General features: G+C 41.6%; 13 protein-coding genes. 7 read left to right on the forward strand and 6 right to left on the reverse strand.

The features are described 5' to 3' along the window. Positions 1 to 416: 416 nt before the first annotated feature. Positions 417 to 2,015 (reverse strand): glycoside hydrolase family 16 protein, encoded by a 1,599-nt coding sequence (locus tag PING_RS02910; protein ID WP_011768967.1) that lies wholly within the window; start codon positions 2,013 to 2,015, stop codon positions 417 to 419. Positions 2,016 to 3,002: 987 nt separating this feature from the next. On the opposite strand from PING_RS02910, the gene PING_RS19340 reads away from it, so the two are divergent. Together PING_RS19340 and PING_RS02920 are read left to right on the forward strand one after the other, a co-directional pair. Then, a complete protein-coding gene (locus PING_RS19340; RefSeq protein ID WP_011768968.1) occupies positions 3,003 to 7,283 on the forward strand; it encodes a carbohydrate-binding CenC domain-containing protein in 4,281 nt (1,426 codons plus the stop codon). Between the two features lie 247 nt (positions 7,284 to 7,530). Next, on the forward strand, positions 7,531 to 9,393 hold the full coding sequence (locus tag PING_RS02920; RefSeq protein ID WP_011768969.1) for a glycoside hydrolase family 17 protein: 1,863 nt from the start codon (positions 7,531 to 7,533) through the stop codon (positions 9,391 to 9,393). Between the two features lie 1,216 nt (positions 9,394 to 10,609). Here the strand turns inward: PING_RS02920 and PING_RS02930 are convergent. Both PING_RS02930 and PING_RS02935 read right to left on the reverse strand, forming a co-directional pair. Further along, a complete protein-coding gene (locus PING_RS02930; protein WP_011768970.1) occupies positions 10,610 to 11,251 on the reverse strand; it encodes a thiol:disulfide interchange protein DsbA/DsbL in 642 nt (213 codons plus the stop codon). Between the two features lie 461 nt (positions 11,252 to 11,712). Continuing rightward, positions 11,713 to 13,062 (reverse strand): glycoside hydrolase family 16 protein, encoded by a 1,350-nt coding sequence (locus tag PING_RS02935; RefSeq protein ID WP_011768971.1) that lies wholly within the window; start codon positions 13,060 to 13,062, stop codon positions 11,713 to 11,715. Positions 13,063 to 13,511: 449 nt separating this feature from the next. Here PING_RS02935 and PING_RS02940 point away from each other — a divergent pair, with 449 nt between their 5' ends. Then, a complete protein-coding gene (locus tag PING_RS02940; protein WP_011768972.1) occupies positions 13,512 to 15,605 on the forward strand; it encodes a carboxypeptidase-like regulatory domain-containing protein in 2,094 nt (697 codons plus the stop codon). Between the two features lie 247 nt (positions 15,606 to 15,852). On the opposite strand, the gene PING_RS02945 is transcribed toward PING_RS02940, so the two are convergent. Beyond that, a complete protein-coding gene (locus PING_RS02945; protein ID WP_011768973.1) occupies positions 15,853 to 16,797 on the reverse strand; it encodes a MalM family protein in 945 nt (314 codons plus the stop codon). Positions 16,798 to 17,819: 1,022 nt separating this feature from the next. Between PING_RS02945 and PING_RS02950 the strand changes: the two genes are divergently transcribed. The 4 genes from PING_RS02950 to PING_RS02965 all read left to right on the forward strand — a co-directional run bounded on the left by PING_RS02950 (position 17,820) and on the right by PING_RS02965 (position 23,364). Then, a complete protein-coding gene (locus PING_RS02950; RefSeq protein WP_011768974.1) occupies positions 17,820 to 19,520 on the forward strand; it encodes a dipeptide ABC transporter ATP-binding protein in 1,701 nt (566 codons plus the stop codon). Between the two features lie 127 nt (positions 19,521 to 19,647). After that, a complete protein-coding gene (locus PING_RS02955) occupies positions 19,648 to 21,204 on the forward strand; it encodes an ABC transporter substrate-binding protein (protein WP_011768975.1) in 1,557 nt (518 codons plus the stop codon). Between the two features lie 235 nt (positions 21,205 to 21,439). Next, on the forward strand, positions 21,440 to 22,417 hold the full coding sequence (locus tag PING_RS02960) for an ABC transporter permease (RefSeq protein WP_011768976.1): 978 nt from the start codon (positions 21,440 to 21,442) through the stop codon (positions 22,415 to 22,417). Between the two features lie 2 nt (positions 22,418 to 22,419). Continuing rightward, on the forward strand, positions 22,420 to 23,364 hold the full coding sequence (locus PING_RS02965) for an ABC transporter permease (protein WP_011768977.1): 945 nt from the start codon (positions 22,420 to 22,422) through the stop codon (positions 23,362 to 23,364). A 132-nt stretch (positions 23,365 to 23,496) separates the two neighbouring features. Here the strand turns inward: PING_RS02965 and pntB are convergent, their stop codons facing one another. Beyond that, positions 23,497 to 24,873 carry a Re/Si-specific NAD(P)(+) transhydrogenase subunit beta gene (gene pntB / locus PING_RS02970; RefSeq protein WP_011768978.1) on the reverse strand — a complete coding sequence of 459 codons (1,377 nt, stop codon included), beginning with the start codon at positions 24,871 to 24,873 and terminating at the stop codon, positions 23,497 to 23,499. Positions 24,874 to 24,875: 2 nt separating this feature from the next. After that, positions 24,876 to 26,420, reverse strand: a complete 1,545-nt coding sequence (locus PING_RS02975) for a Re/Si-specific NAD(P)(+) transhydrogenase subunit alpha (protein ID WP_011768979.1) — start codon at positions 26,418 to 26,420, stop codon at positions 24,876 to 24,878. Positions 26,421 to 26,824 lie beyond the last annotated feature (404 nt).

Here is a 26,824-nt window from a genome sequence, read left to right on the forward strand (position 1 = left end):
TGATCCTCACGGCTTTGTGAGCGTAGATTTAACCTTTGAAGCCCGTGATCATAAACGTAATGCTTTTGGTATTAAGTGCCCGATAGAATAACAATCCGCATAAATATCGAATCCATCTTATAGGTTAAAATAAACGCTTTGCTATCATTCTTTTTTTTTGGGTAACTTCAGGTGATTTACGGATGCAAATTGTTCTAAGACAATAATTGTGGACAAAATGAGTAGTTGGAGCGCAACAGGGGTGGCGCTGGGGTGGGCATTGTTATGGATTTATTGCCGTGGCTTAAAGAAGGATTAAAATAATAATGGAAAAAGGTCAGATAGCCTTATTTAAAGGCTGTCTGACCTCGGTCAGGATAACAACAGAGAGTAATATTACCGACTGATATCAGCTGTTATTAGAGCAGATGGAGCCGTTATTTTGGTGCATATTCAAAACGAATGTTATCCAGTTTAAAGGTCATTGATGCCAAGGGTTCAAAAACCAATAAATTTGTAATCGCAGCTATGTTGGCTTTACCATTTTCGAAGCGGTTACCGCCAGCTAGGATGTCGGCGATATCAATTTTAACTTCTCCCCACGTACCCACTGGAGGTGTTGTCACCGTGTAATCACTGCTTGCAGGCCAGCCACTATCAAGTTTAACTAAAAGTTCTGCACCTTCTTCCTGGCTTTCAACATTGATGTCAAACACTAACTGTCCGCCATCAAGCCAGTGGGTCAAATCTGTTTTTGGCGCTCGGATATAAATGTTCCCCGCACCGTTTTTCTTAGTGACTTGCAGGACTTTACCTCGACCGGCTTCTTCAATTTCTTGATAACTGACCACATCAACAGGGTTGTAACTGTCAAACGCTAAGCTTGTATTCAATGCATCTGTATAAATATCTAACAGAGGACCTTCTGCATAACTGTCATCGGCTGCAAGAATGGCGGGCACTGCATGACCTTTAACCAGTTTGTCCGTTTCTGAAGTACTGGCGCAACCTTTACCCTTCCAGCGATCCACGCTACAGCGATAAACACGCACATAATCAACCGCTAATGTCTGCGGGAAGACTGATTCATCAATCCCCTTATTATTGGCATTTGCGGCCCATGAACCTCCTACCGCAAGATTTAGCAGCAGATGAAATTTTTGATTGAAAGGGGCACTTTCTTCGGCATTGATCAGCGTGCCATCTTTTTCATACTGACTGTACCAACCGTCTTGTCTTTGCGTGGCAAAGTGAATATTATCGACATACCAGCGAATTTCACCTTCTTCCCACTCAATAGCATAGGTATGAAAATCATCGGCGGGATTGATGCCCTTTGGTAATGCTGCGCCTTGACCTGTGTAGGCATTATCCGGCCATTCTTTCCCATAGTGCAGACTGCCATAAACACGTGATTCTTCTTCACCTGCAGCGGCATTCGGCGCATCAGATTGGACTTTCAAATTTACCGCTTCCATAATGTCTATTTCACCTGAAGCTGCCCAGCCGCTATATACAAAATCCGTTGGTAGCATCCAGATTGCGGGCCAGGTTCCTTGACCTTGAGGCAGTTTCGCCCGGACTTCAAAACGACCGTATTTCCAGTCTTTTTTGTTTAAGGTACGTAATCGAGCCGAAGTATAGGGTAAGGTTTTGGTCGTCTCAGTACGGCCATCTGGATTGTCCGGGCCAGTAAAACTGCCTTTTTTGGCAACAATGTTAAGTTTTCCATCTTCTACAAAGGAATTACTTTCCCGCTTGGTATAACATTGCTGCTCATTATTACCGCCACCCCAACAGTTTTCTTCAAAATCCCATTTTCTCTTGTCAATGCTGTCACCATCGAATTCATCACTCCAGACCAATTTCCATTTTTCACTTGGTGTAATAGGCGCATCTGTCAAAACAACTGGTTTTTTGGTTTGTACCAGAGTGGTATCGCCATTAGCCTCTTTTGCTGTTGAGCTGCAACCGGCGAGTGAAACGGCTAATGCGATGGCGGTCATTTTGGCGGCTAAGTGCAGTATTGTCTTCATTATTTATTCTTCCCTTGTTTGTGTGAAATTAATTGTAAGCGCTTTCTTATATCACTATTAAACACCTGTTTACATATAAGCCTTACTATGGCCGCAATGGAGATCGTTATTTGAGAGCAACTTCACAACTGTTTTTTTTAGTGCTGATGCTAAAGCTTAATTAACGTTATTTGCTTCTGCCTGCACAATTTCCAGTGATTGCATGGAAGTGGCGGTGAGAGATAACTATTTATAGGCAGCTGTTGATTGCTGATGGGTGACCCGTAATTCTTTGGCTATTTTAAGGTTGAAAATAAGATGGCTATAATAGTGTGGGGCAAGCGCAATCAAGATAAAAAATTCTCAACAGCGCTATAGGTCATTAATTTAAAGGATGGGCGATTTTTTTTGAGCTGAAACAGTTCCTCTTAGTGTTGCAGGGAAGAAATCAATACAGTTATTTTTTATGCTGCTTATGTTGCTTATGGAATCTAAATAGATCCTTATAATGCCTGGATCTGCTGACAATTATCTGCCCGGGCAGCTGACCGCATAGCACTATTTAATTGTCATAAATACAGCCCTTTTTTTGTTGAATATTAGAATAAGGCCTTTTTACCAGCTGATATGTGGCATCTATTTAAGTATTTTTATGTGCCACACCAGTCTACTTTTAAATTAAAAATTATAATTTACACATCTCTAACCCTGCTAAAAAGAATTAAATTTCGCTGGAAATGTGACTTACCTTAAAGAAAGCGCTTGCTAAAGTGATGCGCATCTCATTTTGGATGCGATTTTCTGTATATAATTGCGCCTATAAAATGATTACTGGTAATTAGAGAAGCATAATTGTTATCAATATGTCTGTTCTAGCTTAAATGTTAACCGCTGAATTGGATCTTGTCATTTTTTTTGCCCTATAAAGCAAGCGCTTTCTTTCCAATGCGCGATGAAGAGGGTTCTCAAAACAAAAGCTCAACTATTAAATAGTAAGGATTCCTATAAATGAAAGTAATTAAAGGTTTTAAATTAGCAAATGTTGTATTGGCTAGTGCAATGGCACTCGCATTAGCTGGTTGTAATGGGGATGATTTATTAAGTCATAAACCAGATGCACCAGCTGCTCCAAAGGATACAACTGATCTGTCAGGTAAGGCTGCAGATGGTTATTTAAGCGGAGCGATAGTTTGCCTTGATGTCAATGATGATAAAATATGTGGTATCGATGAGCCAACGGCAACCACTAGTGCTGGTGGGGGGTTTAGTATAACAGGTGTTGCACAAAGTCTGATTGATGCCCATCCTCTGTTAGTTCAAATAACTGCAGATACAATAGATGAAGACTACCCTGAGAAAACGTTAACACCCTATACATTAAGCGCGCCTGTTGGTTTTACCTTTGTCAGCCCGATTACCACAATGATTCAAAATGCGATTGAAAGTGACAGTAGCATTTCAGCAAAAGATGCTGAAGATTTGGTAAAAGCGCAGCTAGGAACAACATTAGACTTAAGTCAAGACTATATTGCAGGCAAGAGCGACAGTGCAAACCAAGCTGAGTTTGAAAAATTGCACAAAGTGGCACAGGTTGTCGCGCGAATTATTGCCGCTAAGGTGGATCAGTTCAACGGTGCAGCAACAGCGTTTACTGCTAAGGAAATAAGCACGGCAATAATGGCTGAAGTGTTTAAAGCAACTGGAGGTATTGCAGGGCAGGTTGATGCGGCAATTGAAGCTGGTTCGGCATTTGATCCTGATACTATCGCTACCGAAATCGGAGATAAAATTGTAGTAGCTGTTAAATCTGATGCAAAAGAATATGTATTGATCTCTTCAACAGGTACGGCAAGTGAAATTAATGATGCTACTGTAGTTGGTGAATGGAGTACTGGAAGTGTAATTAATGCTGCGGGTAACTATGATGGATTGGATGCCTGGACTGTTACATCAGGTGCAGGCGGGGATAATAATTGGGGAACGGTACTAGCTTTATCGGATGGTTTTGTAGGTGATTTCAGTGCATTCGATAAATTAACATTAAAAATAGCCACATCGGGTGGTTATGCTGATGGCTACTTTATTAAAATAGGTGCAGGTGGCGTAGAGACAGAGATTCCATTATCAGTTACTGATGGATCAACAAGCTGGCAAGATGTAGAGGTTGATCTTGCTAATTATGATCTCTCGTCAATTGAATATATTGCGGTCTTTGCTAAAACTGGAACGGCAGGTGTTTCTAAGATTCATATTGCCGACTTAGCGCTCGGGCAACAACCAGATGCTGTTCCTGACACAGTGATCCAAGAGTATACCTTGATCTCATCAGCAGGTACGGCAAGTGAAATTAATGCGAATACTGAGGTTGGTGAGTGGAGTACAGGAAGTGTAATAAATGCCGAGGCTAGTTATGAAGGGCTTAATGCTTGGTCAGTTACATCAGGTGCAGGCGGGGATAATAATTGGGGAACGGTACTTGCTCTAACCGGTGGTTTTGTAGGTGATTTTACTGCATTCGATAAATTAAAATTAAAAGTAGCCACATCGGGCGGTTATGCTGATGGCTACTTTATTAAAATAGGTGCAGGCGGCGTAGAGACAGAGATTCCATTATCAGTTAGTGATGGAACAACAGGCTGGCAAGATGTAGAGGTTAATCTTGCCACCTACGATCTCTCTTCGATTGAATTTATTGCGATTTTTGCTAAAACCGGGACGGCAGGTGTTTCTCAGATTCATATTGCCGATTTATCGCTTGTGCAATTGGCTGATACAGGCACAAGTACAGAGGATGCAGCGTTAGAAGTACAGAAAACAGCAGCAGCCATACTTGTGGATACAAGCTATACAACATCAACTTGGGCAACACTTACAACCGCATTAGCAATGCCAGAAACAACCCAAGCAGAAGTGACAGCTAAAACAGAAGCAATAACAACTGCAACAGCTGGATTAGAGCAAAAAGCACCAGTTGGAGTAGATAAGACATCTTTATCAGCAGCAATCACTGCCTCTGAGGGTGATAATTTACGCCAAACAGGTATTGGTGAGGCTGAAGGTCAAGCTTCACAGACAGACTGGCAGGCATTTTATGATGCTATTTTAGCAGCTGGAGTTATTCGTGATGCAGCCGCAGATCAGGCTGCAGTAGATCAAGCAGTCAGTGATTTAGCAGCCGCACAAGTTGTATTTAATGGAGCAAAAGTAGGTACAATTATTGACCAAGTTGTTGACTCAAGCCCTCGTGCTCCTGTGTTCACTGTTTTTAATGATCAGATTAATCCTAAATGGGCGGCATGGGGATGTTGTGATAACGCCTCAACACAACATATTTATGATGCTTCTGATGCCTACGCTAATGTCACTCAGTTTTCAATTTTTGGTGAAGCGGTGGCCGGTTTTACCAGCCGAAGTAATGCACAAGATCCATCCCATACTGCTGTAGACGGGATTCCTTTTGATGCCAGTGCGATAGCAGCAACGGGCACAATAGAATTCGATCTGAAAATGACGACACCGGCAGATGCGGGTGATACCACCTGGAAATTTAAAGTTGAAAGTAGTGGAGGGGGCGCAATTGAACTTGATTTAGCAAATGCACCCACGGCTGAGTGGCAGCATTATAGCTTCAGCTTAGCCGGTTTAGGCACAGTGAATACCAGTGCGATTGATTTACTGATGGTTTTCCCTGCTTGGGGTACCGGTACCGGAGCTGTGTACTCGGTTGATAATGTACAATTCTTTGATGCACCAGCGGCGGGCGATCGTACGCCAGGCGCATCGGGTGATAGTGCAACAACAACTGTTGCTGCGGGTATCGATTTTGAAGGTTCACAGTTAACTTGGGAATCATTTGATACGGCAGCACTGCAGTTTGTTGCAAACCCTGATAGCAGCGGAACTAATAGTTCAGCAACCGTCGCTAAACTGACTAATTTAACATCTGATGGTGAATGGGTTGGTGCATTTACACGTGGTGGTCTAGAAACCTTTACACTTGATGCAAGTAATAACGTGGTTAAAATCTGGGTTTATAAAAATACTATTAGCCCTGTGCATATCAAGTTCGAAAAGCAACATGGTGATGGTTGGGGCGCACATCCATCTCGCTCTGTCTCAAATACACTGATTAACCAATGGGAAGAGTTAACCATTGATTTCGCTGCTGATATTGGTCTGCCTGAGAATGATGCTATTGGTGGTTTTGTGGTTATGCCTGATGTGACTAATGCAAGATCTGAAGAGTCAGTAATCTATTTTGATAATATCAGCTTCTCAGGCGATGGTGATTCAACTAACTCGGTTGATCCAGTTGGCTCAGTTGTAGAAGAGGGTGTTGCGCTGGTGACTGACGGTGGTTTTGAATCGGCTACACTGGGCGATTGGGCTGATGAGTCACAAAATAGCGCAATTGCGCAGGTTAGTAGTGAAGATAGTCAAAGTGGTACTTACTCGGCAAAACTGTCTGCTGATACTGCTCAGGTTGCAATGATTAGGCTGATAGACCCGGCTCCCGGTACTGTTGTCGCAGGACAATCAGTGATTGTGTCATTTGATCTGAAAGGTTCAATTGATGGCCCTGGTGGCGTGTTTTTTGCTGAATTGATGTCCAATCTTGCTGGCGACGGAACCTCAAAGAGTGAACTCCTCAGTGGTGGTCCACTCTTTCCTAACGCAACTTGGACTAACTATCGCTACGAAACTACCTTGGGTAATGATGTAGACGGCGGTCTATCACTGTTACTGAAAGCTGATCCTGGCGCTGCTGTTAATATCACAGCTTACATCGATAACATTGTAATTAATGCATTAGCGGCAGTAGATGCCCCAGTGGAGCTAACTGCAGCCGCGCCAGCACCAACAGCGTCTGCAGCAGATGTTATCTCTATATTCAGTGATTCTTATACTTCAGTCGCGGGTGTTAACACTAACCCTGATTGGGGGCAATCAACGGTGACAACTGAGGTTGATATTGCTGGTAACAATACATTAAAAATGGCTGCTTTAACTTATCAAGGGTTAGATCTAAGTGCTCAGGATTTAAGCAGTAAAACTTATCTGCATCTTGATTACTGGACAGCTGATGCAACTGGCTTTGATGTATACCTTATTGGCGGCGGTGAAACAGCACATGCCATAACCCCTGTAACAGGTAGCTGGCAGAGTATTGAAATACCGCTTAGTGTTTATACTGGTGTTAATCTTACCGCTGTAAATCAGTTTAAGTTTGATGCTCAGGCATACGATACAAGCGCAACCATTCACTTCGATAACATGTATTTTTACTAATAGTTAATATGAAATAGAAGTTATATTTTTGTTGGAGCCATCTTTAAACCGGTTTTTAAAGATGGCTTTTTTACCAAACAAAGAAAGCCTTTTCTTTGTTTGGAGTTTACAGATTGTTTGCCGCAGATTTTAAAACGCCGGATAAATAAGATCGCGCAAAATTTAAAAGGCGTCTGCAGACTGATTTTTAACAACATAATAAATATAACGTTTTATGGTTAATAGATTTTTTGAAAAGGGCAATAAAATGAAAAAAAGTAGTTACAAAATATTTTTAATAGCATTCCTATCGATATTTATGTTTGCCTGTGGGGATGAACCCTTAACAACATTATTAAATAATACGTCTTCTGCAGGTGATACCGGCACTCTACAACCGCAGGCCATCGTCAGCGATGCACCGCTGTCAAAATCAGGCGAGCAGATACTCGGTAATCCGGATTATCAGGCGATCTCCTACGGTGCCTTTAGAGCACCAACACGTGAAGAAGCAACGGTGCCCAGTGTTGCTGATCTTAAAGAAGATATGCTGCTACTGCAGGCGATGGATATAAAAGTATTAAGAACTTATAACACTCAAATTTTTAGTGATACGGCAAATCTACTGGAAGCCATTGATCAGTTAATGGCTGCTGATCCTAACTTTGAAATGTACGTGATGCTGGGTGTTTGGGTACAAGCACAAGGCTCTTATACTGCTAATGTAGATAATACAACTGGAGATGCTGCGCTGAACCGAGCTGAAATGGATAAAGCAATAGAGATGGCACAGAATTATCCTGAGATTATTAAAGTGATTGCCGTGGGTAATGAAGCGATGGTGGACTGGCAGGCACATGATATTCCTGTCAGTGTTGTGCTTGGCTATGTAAACGAGTTACAAGGCTTAAAAGCTGACAGTACTATTTCTGCTGATATCTGGATCACAAGTTCAGATAATCAGGCCGTTTGGTCTGGTAGCGATCCGAGAGTATCTGGACAACTGAATGATTTAAATGCCTTGATTGCAGCGGTTGATTATATCTCACTGCATACTTACCCCTTCCATGATACGCACCACATTCCCGATTTCTGGCAGGTTCCTGCGGATCAAGCTGGTTTAACGGATCAACAGAAAATTGATGCCGCGATGGTCAGAGCTCAAGCGCGTGTTGTTGAACAATATACGGCTGCACAAGCTTATATGTTAAAGTTAGGTATCAATAAACCGATCCACATTGGCGAAACAGGCTGGGCAACAGTGGGTAGCCCGGGTGGTGAAGATTTTACTCAATCCGGCTCTGCAGCAGCGGACGAATACAAACAAAAAATGGCTTATGATGCACTGCGTACCTGGTCAAATGAGTTTGGTGCATCGCTGTTCTTTTTTGAAGCTTTTGATGAGCAGTGGAAAGCGGGCACAGAAAACCCTGCAACTCACCCTGAAAAACATTTTGGCTTAATTAATATGCAGGGCGAAGCGAAATACCTGCTTTGGGATCTGGTTGATGCCGGAGCATTTAATGGCCTGGAAAGGGATGGTTTACAAATTACTAAAACTTACGGTGGTAATGTAGCGGCTATGATGGATGAGGTCTTTGTGCCGCCTGCAGCGCCGGTAACTAACGAACCTGTAGCGGGTGAGTTCATTGTCCTAGGCATTTCATTATATTCAAATGCGCTTGCTTACGGTTGGGATTCTCCAGAGACCGCCTGGGCTGGTGTTAATGATGATACGGGTGTCTTAACGGTAGCAACAGATCCTGATACTGCAGCAACTTGGGGCTGGGGAGCAGGTGTTGGAATTCCAAATGAGACCAGTAATCTAAGCACTTCTACACAGATTACCTTTGAAATTAAAGGTGATGCCGCTTTTGGCTTTTACCTTGGCTTCCAAACGACCAAAGGCGCAGGAACAAATCACTGGGTTAGATTTAATACTGGCAGCTATACACTCACTGACCAGTGGGCTAAATATACCATTAGTCTTAGTGACTTTTCGGACTTTGCAAGTGGCAATTTAGAGGTTGTCAATTCACCCTTTACTATTGCTGATATTTACGAAACGTCGGGAGGCAGTGCGCCTACCTTAAGTACGATTGAGGTGAAAAATATTTCCTGGTTAGAATAAAATCAGATAACTAACTTAAATATTAGAACCGCCCCAAAGTGTGAAGTAACCCCGAAAAGCGAGTCTCTTAATAAGACGGTCTTGAATTTAATAATGGATTCAAGGCCGTTTTTATTTTGTACTTTCACGCTGCACTGCAGCCTTAAACATCTTGTATATGCAAACGGGTTTATTTAATATCCTTTTTTGCCTTTTCAGCTTAGCTGTATCTATCCTTAAATCCGGCCACAAGGCACAAGTAAGCCCTTGACCTGTGGCTATTACCTCCTTTCTTTTGATTCTCAAGCTGTATAATTAACCCCAACTGGCTGATAAGCATAACAGCGCAACCACCATTTTTTGCGCAATAGGAACGTAATACCAAATCCATTAATTTTCTGTTCATTTATGCTGCATGCTAGCGAGACATAAAACGATATTTTAGTCTTTATTATTGATTTGATTCATACACCCTGTTATTCACCACTTAGTGGCCAGCAGAAGCTGTTCAAAATAGTTCCCTACTATTTTGTATAATTAGAACAACTTGTTACTGCAATCAGTGCCTTGCTTTCATGCGTTTTTCCGGCGCCTAAACAGATCACTTAATGAGTGGAATTGGTATAATGCGGCAAATAGCTATCATAACTCGGTTAATGTTTCTGATGCTTACTTAGATAAAAAGGGGGCGGCAATTGTAAATATTGCCAGATTAGATCCTATGCATTGGAAAAAAGAGCTGATTTACACAGCGAATGCTACCCGGAGGGTTAGGCACAGGGATGTGTCTAATGAAGCTCAGTTGGTGATCCAAAAGATACTCAGTCACCTGAATACAAAAAATGACGAAATCGTCGAATTATTGCCCCCACAAAGTAGAGCGCCGCCTCAGATAAGTCTGTTTGAATAAAAGCAGTTCATCATCATAAACAAAAGCAATATTCAAAACTGGTTTGCACAACAGTGGGATGCGGTTGTTTTAAATTCTGAATTATGTTGAAACAGTTGATTCATAGTCGACTTTCATTCCCTAAGGGATTTAAAATAAATGTCAATATGGAAAATATGAGCCTAGATGTATTTTCATTTTATGAAAAATGACGTTTTATTCTATCTATACACACACCTTGTTGCAAATAGTACTCGGCCAATGCCAATGCCAATGCCAATGCCAATTCCAAGCCAATACCGCACGATATGCCAGTGATTAAAATACGGGGACAATTGTGCTGCGGAATTAATGCTTTTTTTCCTTGCGAACTTTTTCGATCAAGGCATAGAGGAGTTTAATCGTGTGTGCCGATTCCCCAGAAATGACATATTTGCCACCGATAATCAGCGTTGGTGTGCTACGAATGTGATAGTCGTTCTTTTGCATATGTATATCCAAGGTGTATGCCAATCCCCTGGCGCGTTCCAATGCCTGGCTGATAGAGTAAGCGTTGTAGGCATTTTGGAATTTAGTAACGTCTACACCATAGGGTGTGAGCGCATTGATCAGGCTGGCTTTGTCATAAGGTGGGTTGCTGCTATGCCAGATGTCGAATAAGGTGTCATGCAATTTGTTGTGTAAACCGAGGTACTCCACCGCGTAAAAAGCACGGGCAGGTATTTCCATGTCGGCTCTGTATACTACTGGCACATAAGTCAGAGAAACATCATCGGGCATGCGCTTTGTCCAAGCTTGCATCAAAGGATTAAAGTTGTAGCAATGAATACAGTCGTAGGAAAAAAATTCTAGAACCTCAATCTTTTTACCGCTATGCGTAGGCATTGCGGGATTTAAAATTGAGTAATCCTTACCTAATTCTGGTTTTGCAAAAGCCTGGCTGGCGCATAGCAAAATTAGGGTCAAAAATAATTGCTTGATAAGATTCATGTGGACTCCTTTAATAAAAGCTAATGTTATTGGGCACCACGGGTGGCGGGCACACCATTCTGTTTTAATGTAGTGACGACATCATTCATTTCAGCAGCAGTTTTAAATGGGCCTAAACGCACTGATGCCAGACAGACTTATCCGTTAGCGAACTGACTTTAACCAGCATGGCAAGCTTTCTGGCGAGTTTTGATATCTGGTTAAGGGCTTCACCTGAACTAATGCCTTGTGCGGCCTCACCTTTAATTTCTAGAGAAGAATTGCCATCAAACCGTGTTAGCTTTGGTGGCCATATATCTATTCGCCTGATCCAATGGCTGACAAGAGTACCATTCCGCTAGATTAAGTCCTAAAAATTTGTTAGCACTCACGATGCTAATAAAATTGGGAAGGTAACAATTTCTGGTTCTTCTAAAACAATATTATCTACACTCCAGGAAGTGTTACTCATGTTCCGTTCTTTATTTGCCTGCGCTTTGATGGGGGAGGCTGTGCCGGGCGCGGAACAAGCCCAATAAACCTAAAAATAATAAAATGCCTGCGCTTATACTACCACCCGTACTGTTGGCATTAATTGTATTGCTGGTGGATATTGACTCCGATATCACTTTAAGTGTTTGCGCATCTCTATCTGTCTGTGTGGGATTCTGATCGTCCGTCAGGATAACAGACACATAATAATAACCATTAACCATTGAAGACGGGTCAAAGTTTATTTGATTCCCTGTTATGATCGGGCTGGCCAGGCCACTGGTATACCAGTCATAGCTGTAACTGCTGTCTGCATTTATATTGCCGGTTTGTGCGCTGAGTGTGACTAAACCATTATCGGGGTTAATATCAGTAATAGTGTACCCGTTTTGAGTGATCTTGATGCTGACCTCGGGCAAACCATTATTTTGCTCGGCAAGTGCTTGATTGCAGTAAGTTGCGTTGTTGGCAGCAGAAGGTTGACAGTGGGCAACATAGTCGATTTCCATTGTGGCTTGGGTGAGGCTTGGGTTGATGTTGCCACCTAAGTTGCCACCCATTGCGACATTGAGCAGCACAAACATTGGTTCTTGATATTGATTACAACTACTCATATCTTGTGAGACAACCAGAATGTCATCAATGTAAAAAGAGGTGTTATCTTTGCTCCATTCCAGTGCGTAGTTGTGCCAGTTTTGTACATCAGGTCCACCGTTCGGGTAGCTATACAGCGTCTCACCAGCACAGCTTTCGGTGTTAAAGAAGTTAGTGATATAAGTATTAGGTGCGTTAGAAAACCATTCCCAGACATCAATTTCGCCAGCCCCTGCATTGGGCCAGTTAATAGAGTCACCATCACCCTTAACAGGTTGCTCAGCAATACGATTTTCCAGCATCCAGAATGCTGGCCAGGTACCACCTTCTAAATTGTGGAATTTGATTCTTGATTCTATCCGTCCATAAAGAAATTCGTTTTTATCTTTGCTGTTTAAACGGCCCGAGGTCCAGCTTTTTTGCGTGCCGCCTAAGCCGGGACAATTAATGTTTTGTTTACGGGCAATAATTTTCAGGGTGCCGTCCGAAACATCATAGTTTTTATTCACCGAGCTGTCATCATTGGTATAGCACTGTACTTCATTGTTATAGTTGGCTTGTGTCTGCGCGGTCCAGTTATCCCAGTTAACACTTGTTCCATCAAATTTATCAATCCACTGCAGTTCCCAGCCAGCCATTGCCGAGCTGCTGAAGCTGAGCATTAATAAAGCTGCTAAAAGAGTTGTCCGTGATTTTTGTAGTTTCTGACCAATACAAAAATACATTTTCTGGAGCTGTAATGTCATTATAACCTCGTAAATTTATTAACTATTAATGGTCTGTTAAGTTGCGGGTTAAGGATCTATTTTTACATGTCTTATGACCAAGAGTAAGCGCTTTCTTTATGCTATAGAATACAATGGAATAAGCCAATCACTTTACACCGTAAACACAAGCTTGATCACAGCAGTGAGGGCGTGGTTATCTTGACAGCCCATTGCTATGACTAACTTTAGACCCTGTTTTCCATCTTTTGTCATTTTGGTATGGGTATTGGTGAGCATTGTGCTGTTAACTGCCGTTATAATGTGAGCAAGTTAGTGTTTTATTTCTATGAAGATTGTACTTTATAAGGTTATTACATAGTATCAAACGCAATTAAAGAAAGCGCTTTCTTCGGTTGTTCAAGGGTTATTGTGAAGGTATCTAAGAATATTAACAAAGCGCCTTTTAACTAAAGCTATGGAGAAATAAAATGTTCAAAAATATAAAGATATTCATGTTATTACTGTTATCTGTGCTGTTTTTTGGCTGCGCTGACGAGGAACTTGAGGCAGTTGTTAGTGCCAGAGGGGACGACACCCCGCCTATTACATACTCTGTTACCGTGAAGGTGAGCGATGATATCAATGGGGCAAGTATCAGCAACGCGCAAGTCGTGCTGGCAGGAAAAACAAAAATAACCAATGCGTTAGGTGCTGCAAGCTTTGAGTTAGCAAAAGCCAGCTACTCCCTTAGTATTGCCGCGACAGGCTATAAGAGTTATACACACGTTTTTGATCTCACTGCCGATAACCAGCAAGTACTTGCAGCAATGGCTGAAACGCTGCCAGTACCCGAAGTGAGTTACCTATTCCACTCTGAAAATGAAGATTCAAACTTTATGCAATATTGGGGTGATAATTGGGGATCTGGTGCAACAATAACTAATATTGATGACGACCCTGATTTTATCAAAGTACTTAAAGTGAGCAGTGGCACAAACTGGGGTAATAAAGGGGCGGTTGCTTGGGGTAATGAAGACCAAAATGCCATTAATATCTCAACTTATACACATGTTAAATTTAAAGTTAAAGCGACTAACCTGACTGATGTTGAAGTGATTGTTAATAGCGCCACCAAAGTTGAATCTAATATTGGTTATTTAATCAATAATGGCACTTTATTAGAAAATGGATGGGTAGAAATAACCGCGGTGTTGCCTGATTTTTCTGATATGACCTGGTTTGCATTGGCATTCAATGGTGAGCAATCTGGTTTGGTACTGCTTGCTGATGTGCACTTTGTTACCCAGACTATGATTATTCAGGGACCTCATGAGGCCGCGGCTTTACCTCCACAACTAAGCGATGCTCAAGCAATCGTTCTTTACAGTGATTCCTTAAAGCAGGATAAATATATTTCGGTTTGGAGTTCAAACTGGTGGAATGCACCCATTTATTCCCAGGGAAATATAGACGGCAATTATTATGCAAAATATGAAATTACAGAATTAGGCACAGTTGGTGGTGCCGTTGGCCTTGAGTTTGGGATTGAAAATGGTTTTGTTGACGCATCTGCAAAAACCATGATGAACTTTGATATGTATGTTGAAAGTGGCATAACACAAATCCAACTGAAATTAGTCTCAGATGGCGGTGACTCTTTATATAAAACCATTAATCCACCAACGGGAGAATGGGTTTCACATCAAGCCGTTTTTTCAGAGCTGGAAGTCTTATCGGGCACCCTTGAACCAAGTACACTAAAATTAGCAGGCTTTATCGTATTCGGTGAAGCAGGTAAGTCATTCTATGTTGATAATATCTATTTTTCTGGTGAATCAATATTTTCTGATCTGGTTGTGACCGTTGAAGATAATAATAATGTTGTCATTGCCGGTGCGATTGTATCGATTGGTGATCTAAGTGTTACAGCAGATGCAAATGGCGTTGCGACACTGAATCTACAGGAAGGTGAGCACAGTGTAAAAGTAAGTGCAGATGGCTTTGGGCTGAGACAACAGATTCAATCTAATGTTGGTGGTGGAGCAATAACACTGACTATGCAGCCACTTAACCCAGGGCCTTTTCTGCCAGCACCTGCGCCAATACACAGCGATGCAGAGGCTTTTGTATTATACAGTGACTCATTATTAGTCGATAAAAACATCTCTTTCTGGGAAGATAATTGGTATAACGCACCAGTATATTCGCAGGTTAATTTAGCAGGTAATAACATGGCTAAATTTCAAATCACACCTGATGGTCGCGATGGAGGGGTAGTCGGTATACAGTATGGTGTAGAAGGCGGGGTTGTTGATGCCTCGAATAAAATTGGCATGCGCTTTGATATCTATGCGACTAGTGGTGTTACACAAGCGGTCATTCAGATAGTCGCGTCTAATGGTGCCAGAATACAGACCATAAAACCTGTAACCACTGGAGAATGGGTATCACTAGAACTTGTATTTGATGATTTAGTCGATTCTAATCAGTCTTTTAGTTCAGAGGAATTAACTCAGTTAGGCTTGCAGTTATGGGGAACAAGCAGTGACAGTGTTTACCTGGACAATATCTATTTTTACTAAGTAATAACCGATAGTGTGTTGTTATCACGCAATCAGACAGCCTTAGATTATGTGTAGGTCAGATCTAAAGATCCTTGATAAGTACATGATATCAAGGCTTTTTTTATGGTATTGGTTTGTTATAAATACATTGTGAATGGCAAGGTAACTATGGTAATTATTATTGATGCAGATATTTATTCAAACGATTAAAAATAGAACCCTGGATCTTTTATAAAAGCGCGCAGGGTTGTTTTTCTGGTTTTGATTATTGGTACTTAAGCAGCGTATTCAGAGCCTTTGCTGAGCCGGCCCGCTCAGCTTGTTTAACAAGACGCAGCGCTTTTTCGTAGTCACCGTCTTTTACTGCTTGTTCAATAAGGGTTAAAAACATTGCTTCGCTTTCTGGCTGAATGCTGTTGTTAATAACAGCTCCAGCTTCAGTGGCAACGGTTGCAGTTATGCTTTGAGCCGCAACCTTTACTTGTGCTTTTTGACTGCCGTTTGGGGCTTCTGTCACTATCCTTGTTGCCAAATTGCGGCTACCTGGCGTGTAATCAAAGGTAAGTCTTACTACTCCCGTGGCAGTGTGCGCAATAGGTTGGGTTTTATAAAAAAGATCTGCACGACCTACCTCTGCTGCCAATTGTTTCTGTGGCGCAAGTTTAGTTGTGCTCTGCATCGCCTCTTCGGTTGTCAGGACAAGCAAATATTTTGCGCGTCGGCCATCTGCAAATACTGCCGGAAATTCAATATCAGCAAACAAGCGGTCAGCTTTTAATAAAGAAGCGCTGTCGTATTTAATGGTCTCTTCACTATAGCGTTGCAGCGCTTTATGCTGTTCATCTAAGATCAATAGGGTAGGGACAAATACGCCTGCTGCTATCGGAGAGGATAGCGTCATTTTAATTGTCCCATCCACCACCGGTAAGGCAATACCTTTGACAAAGGATTTACCCGTCGTAAAGTTAAACGCCTCATTTTGTGGCGTGATGACGAAGTCAAATTTACCCGCTTCAGTTATTATCTGATAATTAAGCTCGCTTAATGAATCGCAGCACAAGGGTGCTTTTTTTAGTGTTTGAAAGCCGCTAGACAGATCTGCTTCTTGCATGTTTTGGATGTTTTTTTTGCCGTTATCAGCAATTATCATCTTATTATTACTGCATCCTGTGGCTAATATTGCTAAACCGATAACAAGTATTTTTTTCATTTTCATTCCTTGTATTAAAAGCGCTACAAACGAGTCTGGAAAGAGTAATCGTCCGTTATTATTTAAGCAAGCGCTTACTTTATCGGGAGCTGCAAACTTGGTGATTTTATTAACGGGAGGGGGATCTTTTTATCCTGCTAGCGCTGATGTTAATGCTCTGTTTTAATCACTGGCATCAAGAATAGTTCGCTTTACTCGGTAAAATAATAAAGGTAAGGCTGAAAAAGGTAACTTTTATTCTTTGCATTACAGCGCAGCTAATACTAATTCGCCTAATTAAAACGTTAGAAATTGCGCCGTGAAAATTAATAAGGACAAGATGTTTAATTGAGCAATAGCTGGCTATTGGGACTGAAAAAAAACACCAAGTTATTATCATTTCAACAAGTAATACCGATCAGATAGTTAAGCGAATGGTTAGAATATCTACCTGTATCTATCCCGATAGACATAAGTTGACGTGATGTGTTTCACGTTTTATGAAATTTAATATGTCGTATTTGAAGTGTCCATAGATCAATTTTTATACGGTTATAACAACCCGTTAAATGATGATCCAAAATAGGCTGTTCAGCACTAATATAGTGCACTTTGATTTTAAATTGACTTGTTCTTTCCAGATAAAATTAGCCGTGATTTTTTTCTAAAAAAAGACTGGATCAAGCGGCAGTAGGCTTGTATAGACAATTATTTATAAAAAAAAGTGTGCCGCAGATTAAAAAGGCAATAATTTTTTTTGGGCATATATTTTGCTTTATTGTGCACAGGCTACAGTTTAAGAGCCGTACACTGTCTGTTTTCAGCGTATAAATAATGTTCTAAAGGTTGTTTTTTAAGTATTAATGTTTTTCTTTATTCCTAATCTGGCGCATTGCAAAATTAAATATATTGAATAATATACTCCGCACTCTCATATAGTATTTTGTTATTAGATATGTTTTATCTAATAACCTGTAAAACATACTAAATGGTAATAATTTTTTGAAGCCAGATGCTATTTCATCTAGTTGTAGGTAATTGTCATGTCTTTATTAGAAGTAAAAAATCTTCGCATTGAGTATCCATCTCGTCATGGAGTCCATGCTGCCGTTAAGTCACTCTCTTTTTCAATCGAAAGAGGAGAAATTGTCGGCGTTGTTGGTGAGTCAGGTGCCGGTAAGTCGACTGTCGGTAATGGCATTATTGACCTGCTGAGTCCGCCTGGTGTTATTGCGAGTGGTGACATTTATTTAGATGGGGAAAAAATTTCCGGTTTAACAGACGAGCAAATGCGCTTAGTTCGCGGCTCAAAAATAGGTTTTATTTTTCAAGATCCAATGACCTCTCTCAATCCTCTTTTCACCGTTGAAAAGCAACTGACCGAAACCATTCGCGCCAATTTAAAGGTGACTGGAAAAGAAGCTTATCAACGCGCGCTTAATTTGATGGACCAGGTTGGCATTCCTGATGCGCATTTAAGAATCAAACAGTATCCTCATCAATTTTCAGGTGGTATGCGCCAGCGTGTTGTTATCGCGATAGCACTTTCCGGTGAGCCTGATTTAATTATTGCTGATGAACCGACGACGGCACTGGATGTCTCCATTCAGGATCAAATTCTTACCCTGATCCGTAATCTGTGCATTGAGAAAAATGTTGGCTGTATGCTGGTTACCCATGATATGGGCGTGGTATCTAATGTAACGGATAAAGTTGCAGTCATGTATCGTGGTGATTTGGTTGAATTTGGACCAACGGAAAAAGTGCTTGGCAATCCCGATCATGATTATACGCGCAGCCTGATCTCCGCTGTACCCCGTTCAGATATTAAGTTAGACCGATTTCCTCTGGTAAATTATATAGAGGAAGCGGGTGAAATGAAGAAACTGGATATAAAAACCCATTGGTTAGGTCAAAGTGAAGATCAGCGTGAATATAGCGGGCCGCTATTAAATGTAGAAAATGTTAGTTTACGTTTTACCACCAAAGACTCAATGTTTGAGAGTCGCCGTGAATATGTCCAAGCTAATGATAATATTAGTTTTCACATTAACGAAGGTGAAACCTTCGGTCTGGTGGGTGAGTCTGGCTCAGGAAAATCCACTGTCGCCCGCGTTATTGCCGGTTTATATAAACCAAATGCAGGTAAAATTTCCTTTGAAGGAATTGATTTAACCGCAATAAAATCAGAAAAACAGCGCCGGCCAATTCGCCGGCAAATGCAGATGGTATTTCAAAATCCCTATACTTCAATGAATCCTCGAATGCGTATATTCGATATCATTGCTGAACCGATACGCTTTCATAAACTCGCACAATCAGAAGCGCAAACGCGTCAAATTGTGCATGATTTATTAGATCATGTGGGTCTCGGGCGCATGGCGGGGGTTAAATATCCGCATGAATTTTCAGGTGGTCAACGCCAACGTATCTCTATTGCGCGTGCATTAGCCACCAGACCACGCTTATTAATCTGTGATGAACCGACATCCGCTTTAGACGTTTCTGTACAGGGGCAAATATTAAACTTGTTAAAAGATCTTCAGGATGAACTGAATCTGACCATGTTATTTATCAGTCATGATCTCCCTGTTATACGTCAAGTGTGTGATCGTGTCGGGGTTATGCAGAAAGGAAAACTGTTAGAAATAGCCCCTACCGAGCAATTATTTAACACACCACAACATCAATACAGTCAGCATCTTGTTTCTTTAATGCCTGAATTTAAAGGCCTGAGAGTTTAATCATTAACTGACATTAACGAAAACGTCAGGAATTTAAAATAGTGTAAGCATCATGTTAGCTGTGTGACTACATTCTAAAACAACCAAAACCAACGGGAAATTAGTCCCGGCATCAAGGAGTTATGTAATGAAATTTTTCAAAACCAAACTAACGGTTGCTTTGCTGGCAGCAGGATTAAGCTTTAGTGTTGCAGCAGCAGATATTACTGTTGCTTATGATGCTGATCCGGTATCACTTGACCCGCATGAGCAACTTTCAGGTGGAACGCTGCAGATGTCCCATATGCTTTTTGATCCGCTTATTCGTTTCACTCAAGAAATGGACTTTGAACCCCGTTTAGCTTCAAAATGGGAACGTATTGATGCGACCACATTCCGCTTTAATCTGCGTAAAGGGGTTAAATTCCACTCCGGCAATACGATGACTGCGGACGATGTTATTTGGACATTTAATCGTCTGAAAAACTCTGCTGACTTTAAAGGCGTTTTTTCACCTTATGAGAAAATGATTAAAATCGATGATTACACGGTAGAGATCAAGTCAACTGAACCTTACCCGTTAGTACTGCAAACGGCGACCTATATCTTCCCGATGGACAGAAAATTCTATACTGGCGAAATGGACGGTAAAGATAAAAGTGAAATTTTAAAACATGGTGGTTCTTTTGCGTCAACGCACGTTTCAGGCACAGGTCCCTATACAATAACAACACGTGAACAGGGCATTAAAGTGGTATTTGATCGTTTTGATGATTATTGGGATACAAACTCTCCCGGTAACGTTGATAAACTGACACTGGTACCGATTAAAGAAGATGCAACACGTGTTGCAGCCCTTCTTTCTGGTGATGTCGATATGATCTATCCGGTGGCACCAAACGATCAGAAACGTGTTGCTGATACTGAAGGTCTTAAACTAACGACTGTTCCCGGCTCTCGCATTATCACTTTCCAAATGAATCAGAAAAGTAATCCGGCGCTTAAAGATGTACGCGTTCGCCAGGCGATTGTCCATGCCATTAATAATGACGGTATTGTTAAAAAGATCATGAAAGATTTTGCAACGACTGCTGGCCAACAAGGACCTGCTGGTTACGCGGGTTATGATGAAGCCTTAGTGCCTCGTTTTGATGTGGCAAAAGCGAAGAAATTAATGGAAGAAGCGGGTTACTCTAAAGATAAACCCTTGCAGATTTCTATGATGGCACCCAACAACCGTTATGTGAAGGATGCTCAAATCGCACAGGCAACTGCCGGTATGCTAGCTAAAATTTACATTAATGTAGACTTGAAAACACTGCCTAAAGCGCAATACTGGCCTGAATTTGATGTTTGTGCTTCGGACATGATGATGATCGGTTGGCATTCAGATACAGAAGATTCAGCTAACTTTTCTGAATTCCTGATGATGACGCGTGATGCTGATGCGGGTAAAGGTGCTTATAACTGCGGGAATTACTCTAATCCAGAAGTTGATCGTTTAGTTAATGCTGCCAATGCTGAAACAGATCCTGCTAAACGTGCGACTATGTTACAAAAGGTTGAGCAAATATTGTACAAAGATGCGGCATTTGTACCTCTTCATTGGCAGAACTTGGCATGGGGATCAAAATCTAACCTTCAGATTGAACCCATAGTTAACTCCATGAACTTCCCATACTTCGGTGACCTTATTGTTAAATAGTGAGTTGTTAAATAACGAGTTATTGAATAGGTAAGAAGTAGTTAAGTAACACTTAAAAAGGCCCTATTTATTTAGGGCCTTAGTCAATATCCAAACCACTTGAAGAGTCTAATTCCTGAATCTTCAAGTGGTTTGGATATAAAAAAGAGATCGTTTTTTCATTAAGATTTTTATGGCGGAGACCTTAGTGCTTCGTTTAAACTTTTATTCTATTAATTAATTTGAGGTATAAGGAATGTTTACGTTTCTGATCAAGCGCCTTTTTCAGGCTCTGGTAGTGATGTTTGTGATCAGTTTGGTTGCCTTCTCTATTCAAGATAATCTGGGCGATCCGCTTCGTGAGTTAGTTGGCCAATCTGTCTCCGAGGAAGAGAGACAAATACTACGTGATGAATTAGGTCTTAATGATCCATTTCCTGTCAAATACACCCGTTTTATTGTAAATGCTGCCCATGGGGATTTAGGCACTTCTTATTTCTTTAAAAAGCCTGTTGTTGAAGTTATATTCGATAAACTTGAAGCAACCCTTGAACTGGTTTTTGGGGCTGCATTGATTATTCTTTTTGTGGCTATACCGCTGGGGGTCTACTGTGCTATTCACCCTAAAAGCGCATGGACAAAAATGATTATGGCATTCAGCAGTTTGGGTATTTCTGTTCCGGTTTTCCTGACTGCCATTATGCTGATGTATGTGTTTTCCATTGAGCTTCAGTGGCTGCCCTCCTACGGACGTGGTGAAACCTTTAATGTTTTGGGTTGGGAGACAGGATATCTGACTAAAGATGGTCTGTTACACCTTATTTTACCTTGTGTTTCTTTAGCGTCTATTATGTTGCCGCTGTTTATCCGTTTAGTGCGTTCTGAAATGCTGGAAGCGCTTGGCTCTGAATATGTTAAATTTGCCATGGCGAAAGGGTTGGCGGTGAATAAAGTTCATTACCAGCATGCTCTGAAAAATACTATGCTGCCGGTGTTGACTGTAGGTGGCGTACAAATAGGGACTATGGTTGCTTATACGATTTTAACCGAGACGGTATTTCAATGGCCGGGAACCGGTTTTTTATTTTTAGAAGCAGTTAACCGTGTGGATACACCCTTGATTACGGCTTATGTTATTTTTGTCGGTTTAATCTTTGTGGTGACAAATACCGTTGTTGATCTTTTATATGGTGTGGTTGATCCTACTGTTAATATAACCGGTAAAGGTGCTTAAACATGAATACTATTACTTCTTCTCATGTCCCGACCCGTTGGGAACGTTTGAAAAACTCAGATCTGATTTATTATTTTCTGAAAGACAAAGTCGCAATGTTCAGTTTTGCCATCTTTCTGACTTGTTTGCTGATGTCTTTATTTGCGCCACTTATTGCACCGACTGATCCCTATGATCTTACCAGCATTAGTCTGATGGATTCGGAACTTCCCCCTGCTTGGATGGCAGAGGGAGATGAGAATTTTTTACTGGGAACTGACGATCAAGGGCGCGATATATTCTCAACCATACTTTATGGCTCTCGTTTATCCTTAACCATTGGCTTTTTAGCCGTCGGCTTGCAGCTTATATTAGGTATAGTCATTGGTCTTTCTTCTGGTTATTTTGGCGGACGTATTGACAGTTTTCTGATGCGTTTTGCCGATGTACAGTTGTCCTTCTCAACCCTGATGGTGGCTATTATTGTCTCGGCTATTTTTAAAGCGAGTTTTGGTAATGAATTCTACAGTGAATATGCGGTGATCATGCTGGTTGTGATCATCGGTATTGCCGAATGGCCGCAATATGCGCGCACCATTCGTGCTTCGGTACTGGCGGAAAAGGAAAAAGAATACGTAGAAGCTGCGCAGGTGATGGGATTTAAAGCCGGTCGAATAATGTTCAGACATATTTTACCAAATTGTCTATCACCGATTCTGGTTATTTCTACGGTACAAGTTGCTAATGCAATCATGTCTGAAGCTGCATTATCATTTTTGGGCTTAGGTTTACCCGTTGACCAGCCTTCATTAGGTGCGCTGATTAGTATAGGTTTTAAATATATTTTCTCGGGTGCCTGGTGGATAACACTCTTCCCTGGGATTGTGCTGGTAACTCTGGTACTGGTTATTAACCTGCTGGGTGACTGGTTAAGAGATGCCTTTAACCCGAAAATCTACAAAGGTTAAGCCTTTAATGCTTTCAGCCGTCAGCCGTCAGCCGTCAGCCGTCAGCCGTTAGCTTTCCAGCTTTCCGATTTTTAGATACAAAAAAGGCGCTGGATAGCGCCTTTTTGATTAATATCTTATTTAACTGAGAGGTTAATTAAGATTTTGTAAAATAGCATTAACCGATGCTTTTGCATCGCCAAATAACATTTCAGAGTTCTCTTTAAAGAACAATGGATTTTGCACACCTGCATAACCTGATGCCATTGAACGTTTAAAGACAACCACTTTTTCGGCCTCCCAAACGTGTAATACTGGCATACCTGAGATAGGCGTACCTGGCTCATTGGCGGCCGGATTGACCGTATCATTTGCACCAATGACTAAGACCACATCGGTTTTAGCGAAATCGTCATTGATTTCATCCATTTCCAATACGATATCGTAGGGTACTTTTGCTTCCGCTAATAATACGTTCATATGACCAGGCAGACGTCCTGCAACCGGATGAATACCAAAACGCACTTTTTTACCTTTACTGCGCAAGTATTTGGTTAGTTCAGCAACGGGGTATTGTGCCTGCGCAACGGCCATGCCGTAACCTGGAACAATTACCACATTTTTAGCCGCGGCCAGTGAATCTGCAACCTCTTGAGCACTTGTTTCAAAATGCTCTCCCTGCTCCTCATCGCCACTTTGCACCGTCACTTCGTTACCAAAACCACCTAAGATAACGCTAATGAACGAACGGTTCATTGCTTTACACATAATATAAGAAAGAATGGCACCTGAAGAACCCACTAATGCACCTGTGATGATCAGCAGATCGTTGGAGAGCATAAAACCTGTTGCTGCTGCTGCCCAACCTGAATAGGAGTTAAGCATTGATACAACCACCGGCATATCTGCGCCGCCGATTGAAGCAACCAAATGCCAACCGAAGGCCAGAGCAATAATGGTCATTATGATAAGAGCGGTTAAACCTAAACCACTGCTGACAAAACCCACTAACAGGAAGGCGCTTGATGCCAGCACCGCAAGGTTAATCCAGTTTTTACCCGGCAGGTTAAGTGGCGTGCTGTTAATTTTTCCGCTCAGTTTACCATAGGCAACAATTGAACCAGTAAAGGTAACAGAGCCAATAAAGATACCTAAAAACACTTCTACATCATGGATTGATTGCTCAATACCGGTCAGCAGACCATGTTCTAAATAAGAGTTGAAACCGATAAAGACCGCAGCCAGACCAACAAAACTATGCAGTACTGCGATAAGCTCCGGCATTGAAGTCATTTCTACTTTTAATGCTAAACGAACTCCAATCCCTGCGCCAATAGCCATTGCCACGGTAATGTAACCCATGCCTGCAACTTGTGCGCTGGCGATAGTTGCAATAATTGCAACTATCATACCTATGATGCCAAAAGTGTTACCACGCTTGGCACTTTCTTGACTGCTTAAGCCGTTAAGGCTGGCAATAAAGAGGATGGCTGCAATCATGTATGCAGCTGTAATTAATCCTTGAGACATGCTTATTTATCCTTTTGGAACATTTTCAACATACGCTGAGTAACGGTAAAGCCACCCACGATATTGATAGTGGCGATCAGTATTGCAATGGTCGACAGGGTAGTCACAAAACCGTTACCTTGACCTACCTGCAGCAGCGCTCCGATGATGATAATGCCGCTGATTGCGTTGGTTACACTCATTAGTGGTGTATGCAGAGAATGGGCAACATTCCAAACCACGCCGTAACCCACAATACAGGCCAGTATAAAGACGGTAAAATGAGCGAGAAAGTTTGCCGGTGCGACGCTTGCAAGCCATCCAAATAGGATGGCAGCAACAACAGCTGCAGCGGGTTTAATCCATTTATTTTCTGGTTTTTTCTCAACAACGGTAGCCGATTTTGCAGCTTCTGCTTTAGGCGCAGGTGCAGCACTGACATTGATTGCCGGTGGTGGCCAGGAAATTTCACCTTCTTTGACAACGGTTGCACCGCGGATAACTTCATCGTTGAAGTCAATATTGATAATGCCGTCTTTATCTTTACAAAGCAGCTTCATCAAGTTAACTAAATTGGTTGAATAAAGCTGGCTTGATTGCGTCGGTAAACGGCTGGGAAGATCCGTATAGCCAACGATTTTTACACCGTTATCGGTTAAGAAAACTTCATCTTTAACCGTGAGTGCCGCGTTACCGCCTGCTTGCGCTGCTAAATCAACGATCACACTACCCGCTTTCATCGATGCTATCATTTCTTTGGTCACAAGAAGCGGAGCCGGTTTACCTGGAATAAGTGCCGTTGTAATAATGATGTCAACATCTTTAGCTTGCTCAGCCATCATTGCAGCTTGCGCTTTTTGATAACCCTCGCTCATAGTCTTAGCATAACCCGAGCTGCTGACCTCGTTTTCTTCTTCGTATTCAACGACTAAGAATTCAGCACCCATACTCTCAACTTGCTCTTTTACTTCAGGGCGAGTATCAAATGCGCGTACAATTGCGCCTAAACTGCCGGCGGTGCCTAATGCAGAAAGACCTGCAACACCCGCGCCTATAATCAGTACCTTGGCGGGTGGTACTTTACCTGCTGCCGTGATCTGTCCGGTGAAGAAACGGCCAAACTGATTAGCGGCTTCAATAACGGCACGGTAACCTGCGATATTGGCCATTGAGCTCAGTGCATCAAGTGCTTGTGCCCGGGAAGTACGTGGTACTGAATCCATTGCAATAACACTGATTTTTTTACTGGTTAATTTTTCAAGTAATTCAGGGTTTTGTGCTGGCCAGATGAAACTGACTAGGGTCGCCCCTTCCTTCATTAAGGTAATCTCAGTATCGGTAGGCGCATTCACTTTGAAAATAATATCTGATTGCCATACCAGATTTTTATCAGTGCCAATTTCGGCACCAGAATTCTGGTAGGCTTGATCAGAAAAGCTGGCAGCTATTCCGGCGTTTTTTTCCACAAGAAAAGTAAAACCCTGTTTAATGAGCAGCTCAACAGTATTTGGTGTTGCTGCCACGCGGTTTTCATTCTCTTGGATCTCTCTAGGTATACCTATCTGCATAGTAAGTCCATGATCGCTTGTTATTATGAATTGTTGATTTTACGTACAAAAAAAAGGCATAAATAGATCTGGATCATATTCAGCTTTTATTTGTACAGGCTTTTATTTATTTAATTAACTTAAAGACCTTGATCTGGTTTTGTAGGCCTGTTGCGTTTTTTCTTGTTGTAAGTACAACAAAAAAGAGGGGAACTCGAAGTGAGCTCTATACATTTTTTATTCTATTAATATATGTGGTGACGTCACATACTAGTGAAAAAATCTGTGTACGGCTACTATTTTCACTCTTTAAACTCCGCTCAACAGTATAATTATGTCACTTTATATAACATTTAGTTATATAAAGAAAGGTGATCTTGATCGTATTTAAATAAAATAGAATCGAATTTTGACAAGAGTATTAA

The organism is Psychromonas ingrahamii 37, from assembly GCF_000015285.1.
Taxonomy (GTDB): domain Bacteria; phylum Pseudomonadota; class Gammaproteobacteria; order Enterobacterales; family Psychromonadaceae; genus Psychromonas; species Psychromonas ingrahamii.

Coding starts and splice junctions, on each gene's coding strand:
- PING_RS02940 (WP_011768972.1), top strand. CDS start 13,512: ATGTTCAAAAATATAAAGATATTCATGTTATTACTGTTATCTGTGCTG.
- PING_RS02910 (WP_011768967.1), bottom strand. CDS start 2,015: ATGAAGACAATACTGCACTTAGCCGCCAAAATGACCGCCATCGCATTA.
- PING_RS02960 (WP_011768976.1), top strand. CDS start 21,440: ATGTTTACGTTTCTGATCAAGCGCCTTTTTCAGGCTCTGGTAGTGATG.
- PING_RS02945 (WP_011768973.1), bottom strand. CDS start 16,797: ATGAAAAAAATACTTGTTATCGGTTTAGCAATATTAGCCACAGGATGC.
- PING_RS02955 (WP_011768975.1), top strand. CDS start 19,648: ATGAAATTTTTCAAAACCAAACTAACGGTTGCTTTGCTGGCAGCAGGA.
- PING_RS02930 (WP_011768970.1), bottom strand. CDS start 11,251: ATGAATCTTATCAAGCAATTATTTTTGACCCTAATTTTGCTATGCGCC.
- PING_RS19340 (WP_011768968.1), top strand. CDS start 3,003: ATGAAAGTAATTAAAGGTTTTAAATTAGCAAATGTTGTATTGGCTAGT.
- PING_RS02975 (WP_011768979.1), bottom strand. CDS start 26,420: ATGCAGATAGGTATACCTAGAGAGATCCAAGAGAATGAAAACCGCGTG.
- PING_RS02950 (WP_011768974.1), top strand. CDS start 17,820: ATGTCTTTATTAGAAGTAAAAAATCTTCGCATTGAGTATCCATCTCGT.
- pntB (WP_011768978.1), bottom strand. CDS start 24,873: ATGTCTCAAGGATTAATTACAGCTGCATACATGATTGCAGCCATCCTC.
- PING_RS02920 (WP_011768969.1), top strand. CDS start 7,531: ATGAAAAAAAGTAGTTACAAAATATTTTTAATAGCATTCCTATCGATA.
- PING_RS02935 (WP_011768971.1), bottom strand. CDS start 13,062: ATGACATTACAGCTCCAGAAAATGTATTTTTGTATTGGTCAGAAACTA.
- PING_RS02965 (WP_011768977.1), top strand. CDS start 22,420: ATGAATACTATTACTTCTTCTCATGTCCCGACCCGTTGGGAACGTTTG.